Raw genomic sequence first — 13,670 nt, 5'->3', positions numbered from 1 at the left:
AGCTCCCGATGTCCCCTCCGGCTACCGGCCACAGCGCCGCCTACATCGCCGAGCTGAAGAAGCGGCTGAACTCCCACCGAAAGTGGGTGGTCGGCACGCGCGGCGGCATGCAGGCCGACCTCAGCTTCTACGACATGTCGCAATTGCCGCTGGGCGGCGTCGTGCTGCGCAATGCCAAGCTGGTCGGCACCTCGTTCGCCCGCAGCAACCTGTCCCGGGCCGACCTCAAGGCCGCCGTGCTGATGATGGCGGAACTGGAGGGGGCGGATCTCAGCCAGGCCGACCTGCTCGGCGCTGATCTGCGCGGCGCCTGCTTCAACGGGGCCAACCTGGCGGAGGCGAACCTCGCCGGGGCCGACCTGCGCACCGGGTCGCTCGGCGCGGTCAGCACCAAGCAGCGGGCCAACGCCGGAACCACGGTCAACCGGCGCACCGAGCTGATGGACGCCAACCTGAACCGGGCGATCCTGGTCGGCTCCAACCTGGGGAACTGCGACCTCACCGGGGCGGAGCTGGTCGATGCCGACCTGTCCGGGGCCGATCTGACCGGCGCGATCCTGGTTTCCACCGACCTGTCCGGCGCCACCCTGAGGAACACGACGCTGACCGGTGCCGTCCTGTCGGGCGCCGTGCTGGATGCCGATGCCGTCGCCCGCATGGCCCAGGTCGGCATCAACCCCGACGGCAACCTTGAGTCGCTGGGCGAGCGGCTGTTCGAACTGCTGGCCCATCACCAGGAGTGGCTGGACAGCGAAGGCCGGGCCGGGCAGCGGCTGGAACTGGACTTGGCCGACCTCAGCGACGCGCCCCTGGGCGAGGTCGACCTGTCCGCCGCCAAGATCCAGCGCTGCAACCTGCGCAATGCCAACCTGGCCGGCTCCAACCTGATGATGGCCGACCTCAGCTACAGCAACCTGAGCGGTGCGGACCTGAGCGGCGCCAACCTGTCCGGGTGCGGCATGCGCCGGGTCAACCTGACCGGCGGGTCCCTGCGGGACAGCATCCTGCTCAGCGTTCCGGTCGGCGACCTGGAACGGCCTTGGCCGACCAACCTTCAATATGCCAGGCTGAACGACTGCGACCTGCGCTGCCGCGCCGCCGCCGGCGTGATTCTCCGCCATGCCGACCTGACTGGGGCCCGGGTCAACATGGCGCTGATGAAGGGCAGCGACACCAGCGGGGCCAAGCTGCCGACGACCCGGGGGTGAGGGGAAGCCGGTTTCGCGGCGGCATCAGTTGGACCTGTGGCCGGTGAAAACGGCGTCGAGGGTTGCCGCGTCGAGGATGTTCTCGGCCCAGGCGTTCAACTGATCGTCGGAAGCATTATGGATCGTCGCGATCGCAGCTTCCGGTACGGTGCCGAAACGACGCCGAAGCAGGCGCAGAAGGATGTCGGCCTTGCCCTCTGCCTTTCCCTCGGCCTTGCCTCTGGCCGCACCCCTGGCTTCGCCGATCAGGATACCCTCGGCCTTCCATTCCTCCGCAGCGATCGACATGACCCTCGTCTCCTCACCTGGAACGATTTCCTTCAGCGCATCGCGAAGTATCGCCGTTTCGACTGAATTCGGCTCGGAAAGAATGTAGCGCACCAGGGCTATCAGGTCATCAGGGCCGAGGGCGAATGCGGCTCGGCCGAGCTTGACGAGGGTGCGGTGAAGGTCGCCGTCGCGGGTGCCGTGTTTCAGGATGAGCAGCCCGACACGGAGCCTCTCCTCCCGCGACAGGCGGTCGTCATCGATGCGCCCCAGATCCGCCAGGGAGTAGCGGAAATCCAGGACATGGGGGCGCAGGGCTTCGTCCCCGAGATCCAGGCCGTCGGCGAAGCTCAGCGGAATCCGCCACTCCGCCTCGCCGTGATACACCACCAGCGGGAAGATCGGCGGCAGCTTCCTGATCCTGCCTTCGGCGTCCCGCCCTTCGCGCTTGTCCCAGTCCTGCCAGATCCGCGTCTCGTAGCCCAGCAACTGAAGGTCGATCCGAGGGTCCGGAGAGGACTTGTGCTCCATGAGCACATAGATGAACGCGGCGCCGCCGGTCCGGATGCCGACGCCGTAGAGACGGTCGGTCCGATACTCCCGCAGTTCCTTGTCCACGAACGACCCGGGCATAAGCACGGGGTCATCCTGCGAGATCAGCTCCGCGACGGCAGCCGGCAGGCGTTCGCGGATCAGTGCGCCCGCTGTTCCGGGTTGGTCGAGCAGATGCTTGAAGAAATGATCATGGCGATGAATCAGGCGGGTTTGCATCGCATCACGGCAGCCGGTCATAGGAATTTCATGCGTGAGTAGTCGCATGAACGCCGGGGAATGACGATGCGAAACGGGGCGGGCCGGCTGCGTCATAACGGTCTGCCGCCGGCGGAGCGCGCCGGCCCACGCCCGGGCTTGCCGGACGGGGAAAGCTGTGCCAGGACTGGCGGCCTCAGCAATCCATCATATTCGAAGGATTTCGGCCGATGGCTATCCTGTTCCTGTCCCCGTCCGACGATCCGGCCGAATGGTTGCCAGAACTGAACAACCGGATTACGGGGCGGGAGATCAGGGTCTGGCCGGACGCCGGCGACCTGTCGGAGATCGACTATGCCCTGGCGTGGCGCCCGCCGGCCGGGGTGCTCGGCCGGCTGCCGAACCTGAAAGTGATCTTCTCGCTCGGGGCCGGGGTGGACGGGGTGCTCAGCGATCCCGAACTGCCGGACAAGCCGTTGGTCCGCATGGTCGAACCCGGCCTGACCGAGGGCATGACCGAGTATGTCGTCCTCCAGGTGCTCCATTGGCACCGCCAGACGGAGGCCTACCGGGCGCAGCAGGAGCGGCGGGAGTGGCGACAGCTCGGCCAGAAGCTGGCCCGCGAGCGCCGCGTCGGGGTGCTCGGGCTCGGGGTCCTGGGAGCCGACGCCGCGCGGGTCCTGAAGGAACTGCGTTTCGACGTCGCGGGCTGGAGCCGTTCGCCCAAGGATCTTCCCGGCGTCACCTGCTTCCACGGCGCCGCCGGCTTGCCGGAGTTCCTGGCGCGGACCGAGATCCTGGTCTGCCTGCTGCCGCTCACGCCCGAGACCGCCGGCATCCTGAACTGGGAAACGCTGGCGGCACTGCCGCGGGGGGCCTGCATCATCAATGTCGCCCGGGGCGGGCATGTGGACGAATCGGACCTGCTGGCCGAACTGGACAGCGGCCATATCGCCGGGGCCAGCCTCGACGTCTTCGCCGAGGAGCCGCTGGCGCCGGACCACCCGTTCTGGAGCCACCCGCGGGTGATCGTGACGCCCCACGTGGCCGCCGTGACCCATGCCCGCACGGCGGCCGGCCACATCGCCGAGCAGATCAGAAGGTTCGAGGCGGGATTGCCGCTCGAGAACGTGATCGACCGCGCGCGCGGCTACTGACCGGGCCTAGAGCCGGCGCATTCCGGTGATCCGGGCGCCGCGGGCGACCACGTCGGAAAGTGGCTCCTCGGTCACCATCATGTGGAAGGCGTTGGCGTGGATCAGTTGTTCCGGTCCCGTCATGATGCCGACATGGCCGGGGAAGAATATGAGGTCGCCGCTCCGAAGCGTCTCTCCCTCCGGCACCGGCTGTCCCAGCGTGCCGCCCTGCTGGTCGCTGTCGCGCGGGGCCGCGATGCCGGCCGCCGCCAGGGCGATCTGTACGAGGCCGGAACAGTCCAGCCCCAGGCTGGTTTTGCCGCCCCACAGGTAGGGAACGCCGGGCAGGCGGCGTGAGGTGGCGACATAGTCCGGCCGGTAAGCGGCGAGGTCGTCCAGGTGCCCGGCGAAGACCCAGCCGCCCTGTGCCAGCTCCACGAAGCCGTTTCGCTCCCCGGCGATCGCCACCCGGGTGGTCAGGCTCAGCACGTCGAGCGGCGGGGTCTTCAGGTCGGGCTCCGGAAACAGGAAGCTGCGCAGCGCCGTGACCTGGTGGGTCGGCTCCGGGGTTTCCTCCCACAGCGTGTCGAGCCGCAGGTACCCCACATAGCCGTCGCCGGAAAGCTGGCCCCAGACCCAGCCGTCATGCTCCTCGTAGACGGTGACCGTCTCGCCGAACAGGGCCTGGGTAGTCTGGCGGGCCTCGAAGTCGGGTGATCCCTTGACCGTCGCGAAGCCGGCCCTGACCTGGCAGGGGACCCCCTCAATGAATCGGTCGGCCTGGACGATGCCTTGCAGATGCGCCGCCGCGAGATCCGGGCGGTAGGGGTTAGTCCGAGGATCCGGCAAGGACGCGGTCATGGACGGCCTCCGTCGCGGGTTCCGGCGCCAGGTCCGGCGGGGACGCGCCATGCCCGTCGGCCGGCGATCCGTCGCCCAGGGTCAGATGCCGCGACTCCAGCACCAGATGCGCGAACTCGGTCAGGAAGACCGATCCCTTGACCGTGCGCTGGACCAGGACGTTGCGCCGGTCGGCCTCGTCGCGCTTGCGCCGTATGAAGCCTAGCCGACCGAGCCGGTCGAGCGCGCGGCTGATCGCGGGCTTCGAGATGTTCAGGGTGGCGGCGAGGCCGCGAACCGTGTGGGGCGGCGGCGTCAGGTAGACGGTCAGCAGCAGCGCCAGTTGCCGGGAAGACAGGTCCGGCCCCGCCTGCCGCACATTCGTTACGAGAACGTGGCGCCAGAGATCGAGGGCTTGAAGCTTCTGCGGCATGCGCTGACTCCCGATACCGAACCCGCGCGTATCGGGTCTCGACCGAGAGAGTGCCGAAACGAGTTGAAATCGGCAAGTATTTAACTCTTATTGGCATAACGGCCCTCCAGGTAGGCGAAGACCGCGCGCATGCCCAGGGCCTCGCCGCCCTCCGGCCGGCCGGGCTTCGACGACGGGTTCCAGGCCATCACGTCCAGGTGCGCCCACGGGATCGACTTGTCGACGAACCGCTCCAGGAACAGGGCCGCCAGGATGGCGCCCGCGAACGGTCCGCTTCCGACATTGTTCAGGTCGGCGACCTTGCTTTCCAGCATCTTGGCATAGGGCTGGTGCAGCGGCAGCCGCCACATCGGGTCGCCCTGGGTCTCGGCCGATGCCAGCAGCCCGCCGGCCAGCGCCTCGTCGTTGCAGAACAGCGCCGGAAGCTCGGTGCCCAGCGCGACTCGGGCGGCGCCCGTCAGGGTGGCGAAGTCGATGATCACGTCGGGCTTGTCGGTTACAGCTTCCGCCAGCGCGTCGCACAGGATCAGCCGTCCCTCGGCGTCGGTGTTGCCGACCTCGACGCTCAGGCCCTTGCGGGTCGCCAGGACGTCGAGCGGCCGGAACGCGTCGCCGGAGACGGAGTTCTCCACGGCTGGGATCAGCACGCGCAGGCGGACCGGCAGCCCGGCCATCATGATCATGCGGGCGACGCCCAGAACGTGCGCGGCGCCGCCCATGTCCTTCTTCATCAGGAGCATGCCGCTGGACGGCTTCAGGTCCAGGCCGCCGGTGTCGAAGCAGACGCCCTTGCCGACCAGGGTCACCCGGGGGGCGCCCTTGTCGCCCCAGGTCAGGTCGATCAGGCGGGGCTCCCGGGTGCTGGCCCGGCCGACGGCGTGGACGGCGGGATAGTTCTTCTTCAGCAGGTCTTCCCCGACGGTCACCTTGACCTTGGCCTTGAACTCGGCGCCCAGCGCCTCGGCCGCGGCGGCCAGTTCTGCGGGACCCATGTCGGAGGCGGGCGTGTTGATCAGGTCGCGCACGAGATACGTGGCGGTCGCGGTGCGCTCGACCGCGTCCCGGTCGGCCCCTTCCGGCCAGACCAGCGTCGCGAAGCTCCTGTCGTTCTTGGCTTTGTAGCGGGTGAAGGCGTAGCATCCGAGCGCCCAGCCCAGCGCCGCCTTGGTCGCGGTGCCGGCGTCCAGGCCGGCGTCGATCCGGTAGGCGCCGGCCGGCAGGGACGCGGGAAGGGCGGCATAGGCCCAGAGGTCGGCGTCGGCATCCACGCCGACCAGCACCCGGGCGAGGTTTCCGCCGTCGCCCGGCAGAAGCGCCGTCTTGCCGGATTCGGCCTTGAAGCCGATGCCGGCGACCCAGGCGCGCACGGCGGCCGGCTGATCGGCGAGCCAGCCTTCCAGGCCATCCTTCGTCACGGGGGTGAGCGGGATCGAATCCGTCCCGGCCTTCGGGCGCATATGGGTCAGCAAGTGGCTGTTCCTTCGTCGCGATTACGGTTGGCGTGCCCAGAACATGGATCACCGGGGCGCCGCTGAAAAGACGGAACTGTTCTTCGCGCCGTTTCCCATCGCCACGCTTTCGAAACCGCGCGCCAGCAACTAGTCTCCCGCCCGACCTTCATCCCCAGCAGATCGGGCGGTTCTTCATGAGCGACCTCACTCTCGTCATCGGCAACAAGGCCTCGTCATCTTGGTCGTTGCGTCCCTGGCTGGCCCTGAAGCAGATCGGCATCCCGTTCCACGAAGTCACGGTCCCGCTGCGGCAGCCGGAAACGAAGGCGGAAATCTTGCGCCATTCCCCCGCCGGAAAGGTGCCGGTGCTGCGCGACGGTGACCTGACCGTCCATGATTCGCTGGCGATCCTGGAATATCTCGCGGAGAGCCATCCGGATGCCGGCCTGTGGCCGGACGACCGCGGCGCCCGCGCCGTGGCGCGCTCCATCTCGGCGGAAATGCATTCCGGTTTCGCCGACCTGCGCCGGAACATGCCGATGGACGTGACCGACAGGCATCCGGGGGCGGGGCGCAATCCGGAGGTGCTGGCCGACATCGCCCGGATCACCCAGATCTGGCGGGACGCCAGGGCGCGTTTCGGCGCGGACGGCCCCTTCCTGTTCGGCCGCTTCACGGCCGCCGACGCCATGTACGCGCCGGTCTGCACGCGTTTCGACACGTACGGGGTGGAACTGGACGAGGTCGCCCAGGCTTATGTCGCCACGATCCTGGGCCTTCCCGCCATGCGCGAATGGTACGCCGCCGGCTCCGCCGAACCCTGGGGGGCGCTGCTCTGAGGAACCCCTACCGGGCCGGGGGAGCGGGGGGGACGGGAACCGGGAGGGCCGGCATGGGGTCGTCCTCGGTGCGCTCCGGCTCACGGCGCGGCTCGACCTTCGGCTCGGCGCCGCCGTCCTCCAGCACGCCGGCTTCCCGATAATAGCGGGCGGCGCCGGGATGGAGGGGGGCGGCCAGGCCCTTCGTCGCGGTCGCGAGCTGGATCGACGGTCCCTTGGGATGGCCGTTGTCCAGCAGGCGCCTCGTGTTCGGATGCCACAGCGCTCGGGTGATGCCGTAGACCAGTTCCTCCGGCACGTCGCCGCGGACCAGCCACTGGGCGCCGACGCCCAGGGTCAGCGTTTCGGAGACGCCCTCGTAGACGCCCTCGCCGATCACCGACTCGGTGAAGAAGGGCAGCCGTTCCTTCAGGCCGTGGCCCTGCTCGTCGTCGAAGGACAGCAGCCGGATCGGCGTGCGGGCCGCTGCCTCGGCAACGGCGGCGATTGGATGCCCGCCGACGATGAAGAAGGCGTCGATCCCGCCCTCGACCAGCCGGTCGCCGGCCGGGCCCGGTTTCAGGTACCGGGCGTCGATCTCCGTTTCGGCGATCCCGTACGCCTCCAGGATCACCCGCGCCTCGACCAGCGTGCCGGACCCTTCCTCGCCGATCGACACCCGCTTCCCCTTCAGGTCGGCGACGTTGCGGATGTCGCTTTCCGCGCGGACCACGAGATGGACCGTCTCGACATAGAGGTTGGCGATGGCGGTGAGCTGATCGAACGGCTGCTGGCCCTTGTAGGGGCCGGTCCCCTCGCGGGCCCAGAAGGCGATGTCCGCCTGGGACAGCGCAGATTCCAGCGTCCCGGTCCGCATCTCCTTCAGGTTCTCCACTGAGCCCTGCGTCGCCTGGGCCACCGCGATCACGCCGGGCACGCCGCAGCTTCCGCCGCGGTCGCAGGGGCGGGAGCCGGGCGGGTTGCTGATCACGTTGGCCAGCATGCCGCCGACCGGGAAATAGGTGCCGCCGGTGGTGCCGGTGCCGATCCGGAAGAAACGGATGTCGTCCGCGCGCGGTCCGCCCGGTGCAGGGACCAGCAGCACCGCGGTCATGGCCGTGGCGATCAGGGCTGCCATCAGGATGCCGATGACCGTTCGCGCAGCGATCGGTGAGCAGCGGCGCCGGGCGGCGGACAGGACGGGAAACACGGCAGACGGCCTTCCAGTGAGGGTAGGGCATCCGGAAGCGGAACGGGCCGGTTCCGCGCAATGACGCTTTACCAAATTGAGACGAAAGAGATGGCCTCAATATGGCGTAAAGGCATTACGCGTTTAATAACGCCGCCATGACCGGTTTATTTCCGGCCCGATCGGGCTAAGGCCGCTGCCCTCACTCCACCGCCCTCACTCCGCCGCCTGGGCCTGCATCCGGTCCGGCGGGTCGAAGTCGAAGGCGAGCTGGTCCGGTTCCTGTGGGCCGGCCTCCGCGCGCGGGTTCATTTCCAGCGCGATCGGCGTGGTCGCCGTCTGGGGCATCGGCACGAAGGCGCCCTGTTCCTCCAGCGGCTTCGCCTGGCGGGCCGTCATGCGGTAGAGCGTGAACAGCATCAGGACGGCGGCGATCGACCCGATATAGAAGAACAGCCCGTTGAACCCGAGCACGCCCATGACCTGGGATGCCAGCACCGGTCCCACGACGGAACCCGCGCCGAACATCAGCAGCAGCCCGGCGCTGGCCGGCACGACCTCGTCCGAACTCATGAAGTCGTTCGCATGGGCCAGGGCGATCGGGTAGATCGAGTAGGCGAGGCCGCCGTAGAGGCCCAGCATCGCCGCGAAGACCAGGTTGGGAACGCCGTCGGCGAAGGCCAGGGCCACGGCCGCGACGGAAACGCCGGCGATCGCCGCCAGGAAGACGGTCCGGCGGTCGAACCTGTCCGACAGGCGGCCCATCGGGAACTGCATCAGAAAGCCGCTGAGGATCGCGACCATCATGAACAGTCCGACATCCTCCACCGTGCCGCCGCGCGCCTGGACATAGACCGGCCCCATGCTGCCGAAGGCGCCGTTGATCAGCCCCGCCCCGATGCATCCGGCGACGCCCAGCGGGGAGATCCGGACGATCTCGATCACGCGGAGCCGGTTGGTGCCGACGGTGCTCGGGCTCTGGACCCGGCTCAGCGCCAGCGGAACCAGCGACAGCGCCACCAGGATCGCGACCAGGCTGAAGATCTGGAACCCGTTGGGATCCATCACGGTGATCAGCGACTGCGACGCGCCCAGGGAGAGATAGTTGACGGTCATGTAGACCGACAGCACCCGGCCCCGCACCGTGTTGGAGGAGGAGGCGTTGATCCAGCTCTCGGTGATGGTGAACAGCCCGGCCAGGCAGAAGCCCGCCACGACGCGCAGCAGCAGCCAGACGATCTGGTCCACCACGATCGCGTGGACCAGTGCCGAGACGGCGGCCAGCGCCGCGAAGGCCGCGAAGGCGCGGATATGGCCGACCCGCTCGACGACCCTTGGGCAGCGCAATGTTCCGAGAACGAAACCGACCGAGTATGCCGCCATGATGATGCCGATACGGTCGACCGGGAAGCTCTCCGCCCCCATGCGCACCGCGAGCAGCGTGGAGAACAGGCCGTTGCCCAGGACCAGGATACCGAGACTGACCAGCAACGGTAGAATGGCGGCGAACACCTGCCGCAGATCCGACATCCACTCCTCCTGACAGGGTTGCGGCCGGCTCGCCCGGCTTCCCCCTAAGGCTCCTCTTCAAGACAGGGCGGTATAGGAACTAACGGTCGCCGGAACAAGACGGCGGAAGGTGACAGGGGCCGCGATTCCCTTCAGCTCGGCCGATTCCACCTCGGAATGCAACGATGTTATCACAGCCGAAACGGCCGGATCGGCGGCCAGGCTCTCGGACAGGATGATATCGCCGCCCCGGCTCCGCCCTTCCAGGCGCGCCGCCAGATTGACGGTGGAGCCGAAGTAATCCAGGCGGCCGTTCAGGGTCACCGCGACGCAGGCGCCGGCGTGAAGGCCCATCTTGATCACCAGCCCGTCGCGGGGCGCCGACTGGATCGCCAGCGCCGCGCGGACCGCCTGGGCCGGGTCGGCGAAGGCGGCCATGACGGCGTCGCCGATGGTCTTGACCACGGCGCCGTCATGGTCGCGCACCGCCTTCGCCAGATCCGCGAAATGCTCCCGGACCCTGTGGTAGGCGCTGGCGTCGCCGATGCGGTCGTAGAGCGCGGTGGAGCCCTTGAGGTCGGTGAACATCAGGGTGACGGTGCCGATCGCGACCTCGTCGCCGGGACGCAGGACCTCGTCCGAGAACATGTCGCGGAACGCCTGCAGGGTCGTCACCTGGTGGGCGGTCAGGGCGTCCGCGATCCAGTCGCGGTCCTCCACCACCAGCGTCAGGGGGCGGCCGGTCCTGTTCTCCAGGCAAAGCAGGCCGGGGGCGGCGGGAGGGCCTGATCTGACCGCGTCATCCTCCGCGGTCACCATGGGGAAGCCCTGGCCCGGGGCGGGCAGCCAGTCCAGGTCGGCGCTGCCGCCCGGCTCCAGAGTGCGCAGGCGCAGCGGCCCGGCGGGAAGCACTGTTTCCAGCGTCCTCGCCTCCCCGGGGCGGAGCGTCTGCTGGACATGGACGTGCGGCGTGGTCATGGGGCCGGCCAGGCAGTATTCGCCCTCGGTGAGATGCCGGACCCCCGGCGACGGCTGGAAGGTCAGCTCCACGTTGCGCGCGAAGTCCCTGCCGTAGTCGATGTTGCAGGACGGGCAGTGGGCGCCGCTGGGCAGCCGATCCAGGGTCGATGCCACCGCCTTGGCGCCCCGGCAGCGCGGGCACAACAGGTCCCAGCGCAGCGTCAGCAGGCCGGCCTTGACGGCTCCCAGGCACAGCTCGACCATGGTCCGGGGCTGCTCGCCCCAGCTTCGCGCCAGGGCCAGGGGCCGGATGCGGGTCAGGTCCACCTCCTGCGCGGCCAGCAGATGGTCGGCCAGTCGGCGCGACAGGCCATGGCCGTTGCCGCTCTCCTCCAGCGCCCGGACCATTCCGGCGACCCGTTCCGCGACGGCGGCGTCCGGAACGGGCGGCACATAGTCGAAGGGCTGCGGGCGGGTTCCCGCGGCATGGCCGGCGGCGGTGCGGATCAGCGCCTCGAACTTCCGGCCCGACCGCTCCAGGAAGCCCAGGCGGAGCAGCAGCCGGCCCAGCCAGTTCGCCGGACTTATCTCCAGCGTGTAGGATACGCGCGAGCCGCCGCGCTCGGGCGTCAGCTCCAGGGTCGGCCCGACACTTGCGAAGGGGCCGGCGCGGAATCGCCGGACCTGGGTGAAGCCGTGGGGTGCCACCCATTGGAACGGCTGCTCCTCCCACTCCAGGGCGTAGCGGCCGATCCTGCCGCGGGCGAGGCGCAGCAGGGTGCCGTCGTCCCGGGGGATCTCCTCCACCTCGTAGCGCGGCAGGCCCATCGCCTCGTTGAAGCGGGGCGTGTCGGCCAGCAGCGGCCAGAGCCGCTCGGGCGGCTGGTCGAACCACCATGTCCAGGTGCGCCGCGCGATCTCCGCCATCAGTCCCCCTTGGCCGTCCCCCGACCCTTCGCCTGCCACAAACTTATGCTCGGGAGCTTCAATTCCCAAGTCATGGCGGCTATGGTCCCGGGGCGTGGAGGATCGACCAAGCAGCCCCGGAGCCAAGAAAAAATGAGCGACAACCTGTACGACCTGTTCCAGTCCCGTTTTCCTGCCGATCTCTCAAGCCCCTTCATCGAGACCGACCTCGGGCAGGTCTACAGCTATGCCGACCTGCACGAGACCTCCGGCCGCTATGCCCGCCTGCTGACCGACCTGGGGGTGCGCAAAGGGGACCGGGTCGCGGTCCAGGTCGAGAAGTCGCCCGAGGCGATCTTCCTCTATCTCGCCTGCCTCCGGGCCGGTGCCGCCTACCTGCCGCTGAACACCGCCTACACCAGGGCGGAGGTGGCCTATTTCGTCGGGGACGCCGAGCCCGCCGTCGTGGTCTGCCGGCCGGAGAGCGAGCAGGTAATCGCCGAGGTGGCGGCCAAGGCCGGCGTCGGCCACGTCCTCACCCTGGGGCAGGAAGACGACGGCTCCCTGCCGGAGCGGGCGCGCGGCCTCGATCCCGACCATGCCACGGTCCCGGCGGACTCCGGCGATCTGGCGGCGATCCTCTACACCTCCGGCACCACCGGGCGGTCGAAGGGCGCCATGATGAGCCACCGGAACCTGGCCTCGAACGCCCAGGCGCTTCACCGCATCTGGGGCTGGAAGCCCGGCGACGTGCTGCTCCACGCCCTGCCCATCTTCCATACCCACGGGCTGTTCGTAGCGACCAATTGCGTCCTGCTGAACGGCTCGGGCATGCTGTTCCTGCCGAAGTTCGACCTGGACCGGGTGGTCGGGCTGCTGCCCCGCGCGACGGTGTTCATGGGCGTGCCGACCTTCTACACCCGGCTGCTGTCGGACCCGCGGGTGACGCCCGACCTGTGCCGGACCATGCGGCTGTTCATCTCCGGCTCGGCGCCCCTGCTGGCCGACACGCACCGGGAGTTCCAGGAGCGCACCGGGCACCCCATCCTGGAGCGCTACGGCATGACCGAGACCGGCATGCTGACCTCCAACCCGCTGGACGGCGACCGGGTGCCCGGCACCGTCGGCTTCCCGCTGCCCGACGTCGAGCTGCGCGTGGTGGACGAGAAGACCGGCGAGCCGGTCGGCACCGAGGAGGTCGGCATCATCGAGGTGAAGGGGCCGAACGTGTTCGGCGGCTACTGGCGGATGCCGGAGAAGACGAAATCCGAGTTCCGCCCGGACGGCTTCTTCATCACCGGCGACGTCGGCAAGATCGACGGCAGGGGCTATGTCCATATCGTCGGCCGGGCCAAGGACCTGATCATCTCCGGCGGGTTCAACGTCTACCCGAAGGAGGTCGAGAGCGTGATCGACGCGATCGACGGCATCGTCGAGTCCGCCGTCGTCGGCGTGCCCCATCCGGACTTCGGGGAGGCGGTGGTCGCCGTGGCGATGCGCCGGCCGGGCCGCGGCGACGTGACGGCGGACAGCGTGGCGGCGGTCTGCAAGGAGGAGCTGGCGAACTACAAGGTTCCCAAGCGGATCTTCTTCATCGACGAACTGCCGCGGAACGCCATGGGCAAGGTCCAGAAGAACCTGCTGCGCGACGAGCACAAGGGCCTGTTCGCCTGATCCCGTTGCCGGGCCGGGCGCTGGCGCCCGGCCCGGCGGAGGCGGCCGTCAGATCGTGTTGAGCACGGCGTCGGCGCTGGAGACCTCGAAGGCGCCGGGCTCCTCGACGCTCACCGATTTCACCGTGCCGTCCTCGATCACCATGGCGAAGCGCTTGCTGCGGTGGCCCAGGCTGTAGCCGGTGCCGTCCATCTCCAGGCCAAGCGCCTTGGTCAGGGTGCCGTTGCCGTCGGGCAGCATGGTGATCTTGTCGCCGACGTCGGACGACTTGGCCCAGGCGTCCATTACGAAGGGATCGTTCACCGCCATGCAGACGATCTCGTAGCCCTTGGCCTTGAACTCGTCCGCGCGGTTGACGAAGCCCGGCAGGTGCTTGGCCGAGCAGGTCGGGGTGAAGGCGCCCGGGACCGCGAACAGCACGGCCTTCTTGCCCTTGAACAGGTCCTCGGTGCTGATTTCCTGCATCCCGTTGGATGTCAGGTGCTTGAGAGTGACGGACGGAAACTTGTCGCCGACCTTGATCGTCATT

12 protein-coding genes are annotated in these 13,670 nt (G+C 68.8%); 4 read left to right on the top strand and 8 right to left on the bottom strand.

Annotated features, from left to right (window positions below; translation table 11 throughout):
* The first annotated feature begins 8 nt into the window (after positions 1-8).
* Positions 9-1,208, top strand: a complete 1,200-nt coding sequence (locus JL100_RS24815) for a pentapeptide repeat-containing protein (protein ID WP_202680555.1) — start codon at positions 9-11, stop codon at positions 1,206-1,208.
* A gap of 24 nt (positions 1,209-1,232) precedes the next feature.
* On the opposite strand, the gene JL100_RS24810 is transcribed toward JL100_RS24815, so the two are convergent.
* Positions 1,233-2,342 (bottom strand): Rpn family recombination-promoting nuclease/putative transposase, encoded by a 1,110-nt coding sequence (locus JL100_RS24810; protein WP_202680554.1) that lies wholly within the window; start codon positions 2,340-2,342, stop codon positions 1,233-1,235.
* A gap of 113 nt (positions 2,343-2,455) precedes the next feature.
* Between JL100_RS24810 and JL100_RS24805 the strand changes: the two genes are divergently transcribed.
* Positions 2,456-3,382, top strand: coding sequence for a 2-hydroxyacid dehydrogenase (locus tag JL100_RS24805; RefSeq protein ID WP_202680553.1), 927 nt, complete (start codon positions 2,456-2,458; stop codon positions 3,380-3,382).
* A 6-nt stretch (positions 3,383-3,388) separates the two neighbouring features.
* Here JL100_RS24805 and JL100_RS24800 read toward each other — a convergent pair whose 3' ends face one another.
* The 3 genes from JL100_RS24800 to JL100_RS24790 all read right to left on the bottom strand — a co-directional run bounded on the left by JL100_RS24800 (position 3,389) and on the right by JL100_RS24790 (position 6,103).
* The gene (locus tag JL100_RS24800; RefSeq protein ID WP_202680552.1) at positions 3,389-4,222 is read right to left on the bottom strand and encodes a C40 family peptidase; all 834 of its coding nucleotides are present in this window, start codon (positions 4,220-4,222) and stop codon (positions 3,389-3,391) included.
* Positions 4,191-4,634 (bottom strand): MarR family winged helix-turn-helix transcriptional regulator, encoded by a 444-nt coding sequence (locus JL100_RS24795; RefSeq protein WP_202680551.1) that lies wholly within the window; start codon positions 4,632-4,634, stop codon positions 4,191-4,193. Before JL100_RS24795 ends, JL100_RS24800 begins: the two co-directional genes overlap by 32 nt.
* Before the next feature lie 80 nt (positions 4,635-4,714).
* Complete coding sequence (locus JL100_RS24790; RefSeq protein ID WP_407696902.1) at positions 4,715-6,103, bottom strand: leucyl aminopeptidase family protein; 1,389 nt, start codon at positions 6,101-6,103, stop codon at positions 4,715-4,717.
* 176 nt (positions 6,104-6,279) lie between these two features.
* On the opposite strand from JL100_RS24790, the gene JL100_RS24785 reads away from it, so the two are divergent.
* A complete protein-coding gene (locus tag JL100_RS24785; RefSeq protein ID WP_202680550.1) occupies positions 6,280-6,924 on the top strand; it encodes a glutathione S-transferase family protein in 645 nt (214 codons plus the stop codon).
* Between the two features lie 7 nt (positions 6,925-6,931).
* Here the strand turns inward: JL100_RS24785 and JL100_RS24780 are convergent, their stop codons facing one another.
* The 3 genes from JL100_RS24780 to JL100_RS24770 all read right to left on the bottom strand — a co-directional run bounded on the left by JL100_RS24780 (position 6,932) and on the right by JL100_RS24770 (position 11,488).
* Positions 6,932-8,113, bottom strand: coding sequence for a TAXI family TRAP transporter solute-binding subunit (locus JL100_RS24780; RefSeq protein ID WP_228420888.1), 1,182 nt, complete (start codon positions 8,111-8,113; stop codon positions 6,932-6,934).
* 195 nt (positions 8,114-8,308) lie between these two features.
* Entirely contained in the window at positions 8,309-9,622 is a 1,314-nt protein-coding gene (locus tag JL100_RS24775) for an MFS transporter (protein WP_202680549.1), read from the bottom strand.
* A 57-nt stretch (positions 9,623-9,679) separates the two neighbouring features.
* A complete protein-coding gene (locus JL100_RS24770; protein ID WP_202680548.1) occupies positions 9,680-11,488 on the bottom strand; it encodes an adenylate/guanylate cyclase domain-containing protein in 1,809 nt (602 codons plus the stop codon).
* 132 nt (positions 11,489-11,620) lie between these two features.
* On the opposite strand from JL100_RS24770, the gene JL100_RS24765 reads away from it, so the two are divergent.
* Positions 11,621-13,141 (top strand): malonate--CoA ligase, encoded by a 1,521-nt coding sequence (locus tag JL100_RS24765; protein WP_202680547.1) that lies wholly within the window; start codon positions 11,621-11,623, stop codon positions 13,139-13,141.
* Positions 13,142-13,189: 48 nt separating this feature from the next.
* Here JL100_RS24765 and JL100_RS24760 read toward each other — a convergent pair whose 3' ends face one another.
* Positions 13,190-13,669 carry a peroxiredoxin gene (locus JL100_RS24760; protein ID WP_202680546.1) on the bottom strand — a complete coding sequence of 160 codons (480 nt, stop codon included), beginning with the start codon at positions 13,667-13,669 and terminating at the stop codon, positions 13,190-13,192.
* Position 13,670 lies beyond the last annotated feature (1 nt).

The organism is Skermanella mucosa (assembly GCF_016765655.2).
Taxonomy (GTDB): Bacteria; Pseudomonadota; Alphaproteobacteria; order Azospirillales; family Azospirillaceae; genus Skermanella; species Skermanella mucosa.
This window is presented reverse-complemented; position numbering and strand designations above follow the sequence as displayed.

Bases quoted from the DNA above. Each gene is read 5' to 3' on its own strand.
- JL100_RS24815 (WP_202680555.1), top strand. From the start codon at position 9: ATGTCCCCTCCGGCTACCGGCCACAGCGCCGCCTACATCGCCGAGCTG.
- JL100_RS24810 (WP_202680554.1), bottom strand. From the start codon at position 2,342: ATGACGCAGCCGGCCCGCCCCGTTTCGCATCGTCATTCCCCGGCGTTC.
- JL100_RS24805 (WP_202680553.1), top strand. From the start codon at position 2,456: ATGGCTATCCTGTTCCTGTCCCCGTCCGACGATCCGGCCGAATGGTTG.
- JL100_RS24800 (WP_202680552.1), bottom strand. From the start codon at position 4,222: ATGACCGCGTCCTTGCCGGATCCTCGGACTAACCCCTACCGCCCGGAT.
- JL100_RS24795 (WP_202680551.1), bottom strand. From the start codon at position 4,634: ATGCCGCAGAAGCTTCAAGCCCTCGATCTCTGGCGCCACGTTCTCGTA.
- JL100_RS24785 (WP_202680550.1), top strand. From the start codon at position 6,280: ATGAGCGACCTCACTCTCGTCATCGGCAACAAGGCCTCGTCATCTTGG.
- JL100_RS24775 (WP_202680549.1), bottom strand. From the start codon at position 9,622: ATGTCGGATCTGCGGCAGGTGTTCGCCGCCATTCTACCGTTGCTGGTC.
- JL100_RS24770 (WP_202680548.1), bottom strand. From the start codon at position 11,488: ATGGCGGAGATCGCGCGGCGCACCTGGACATGGTGGTTCGACCAGCCG.
- JL100_RS24765 (WP_202680547.1), top strand. From the start codon at position 11,621: ATGAGCGACAACCTGTACGACCTGTTCCAGTCCCGTTTTCCTGCCGAT.
- JL100_RS24760 (WP_202680546.1), bottom strand. From the start codon at position 13,669: ATGACGATCAAGGTCGGCGACAAGTTTCCGTCCGTCACTCTCAAGCAC.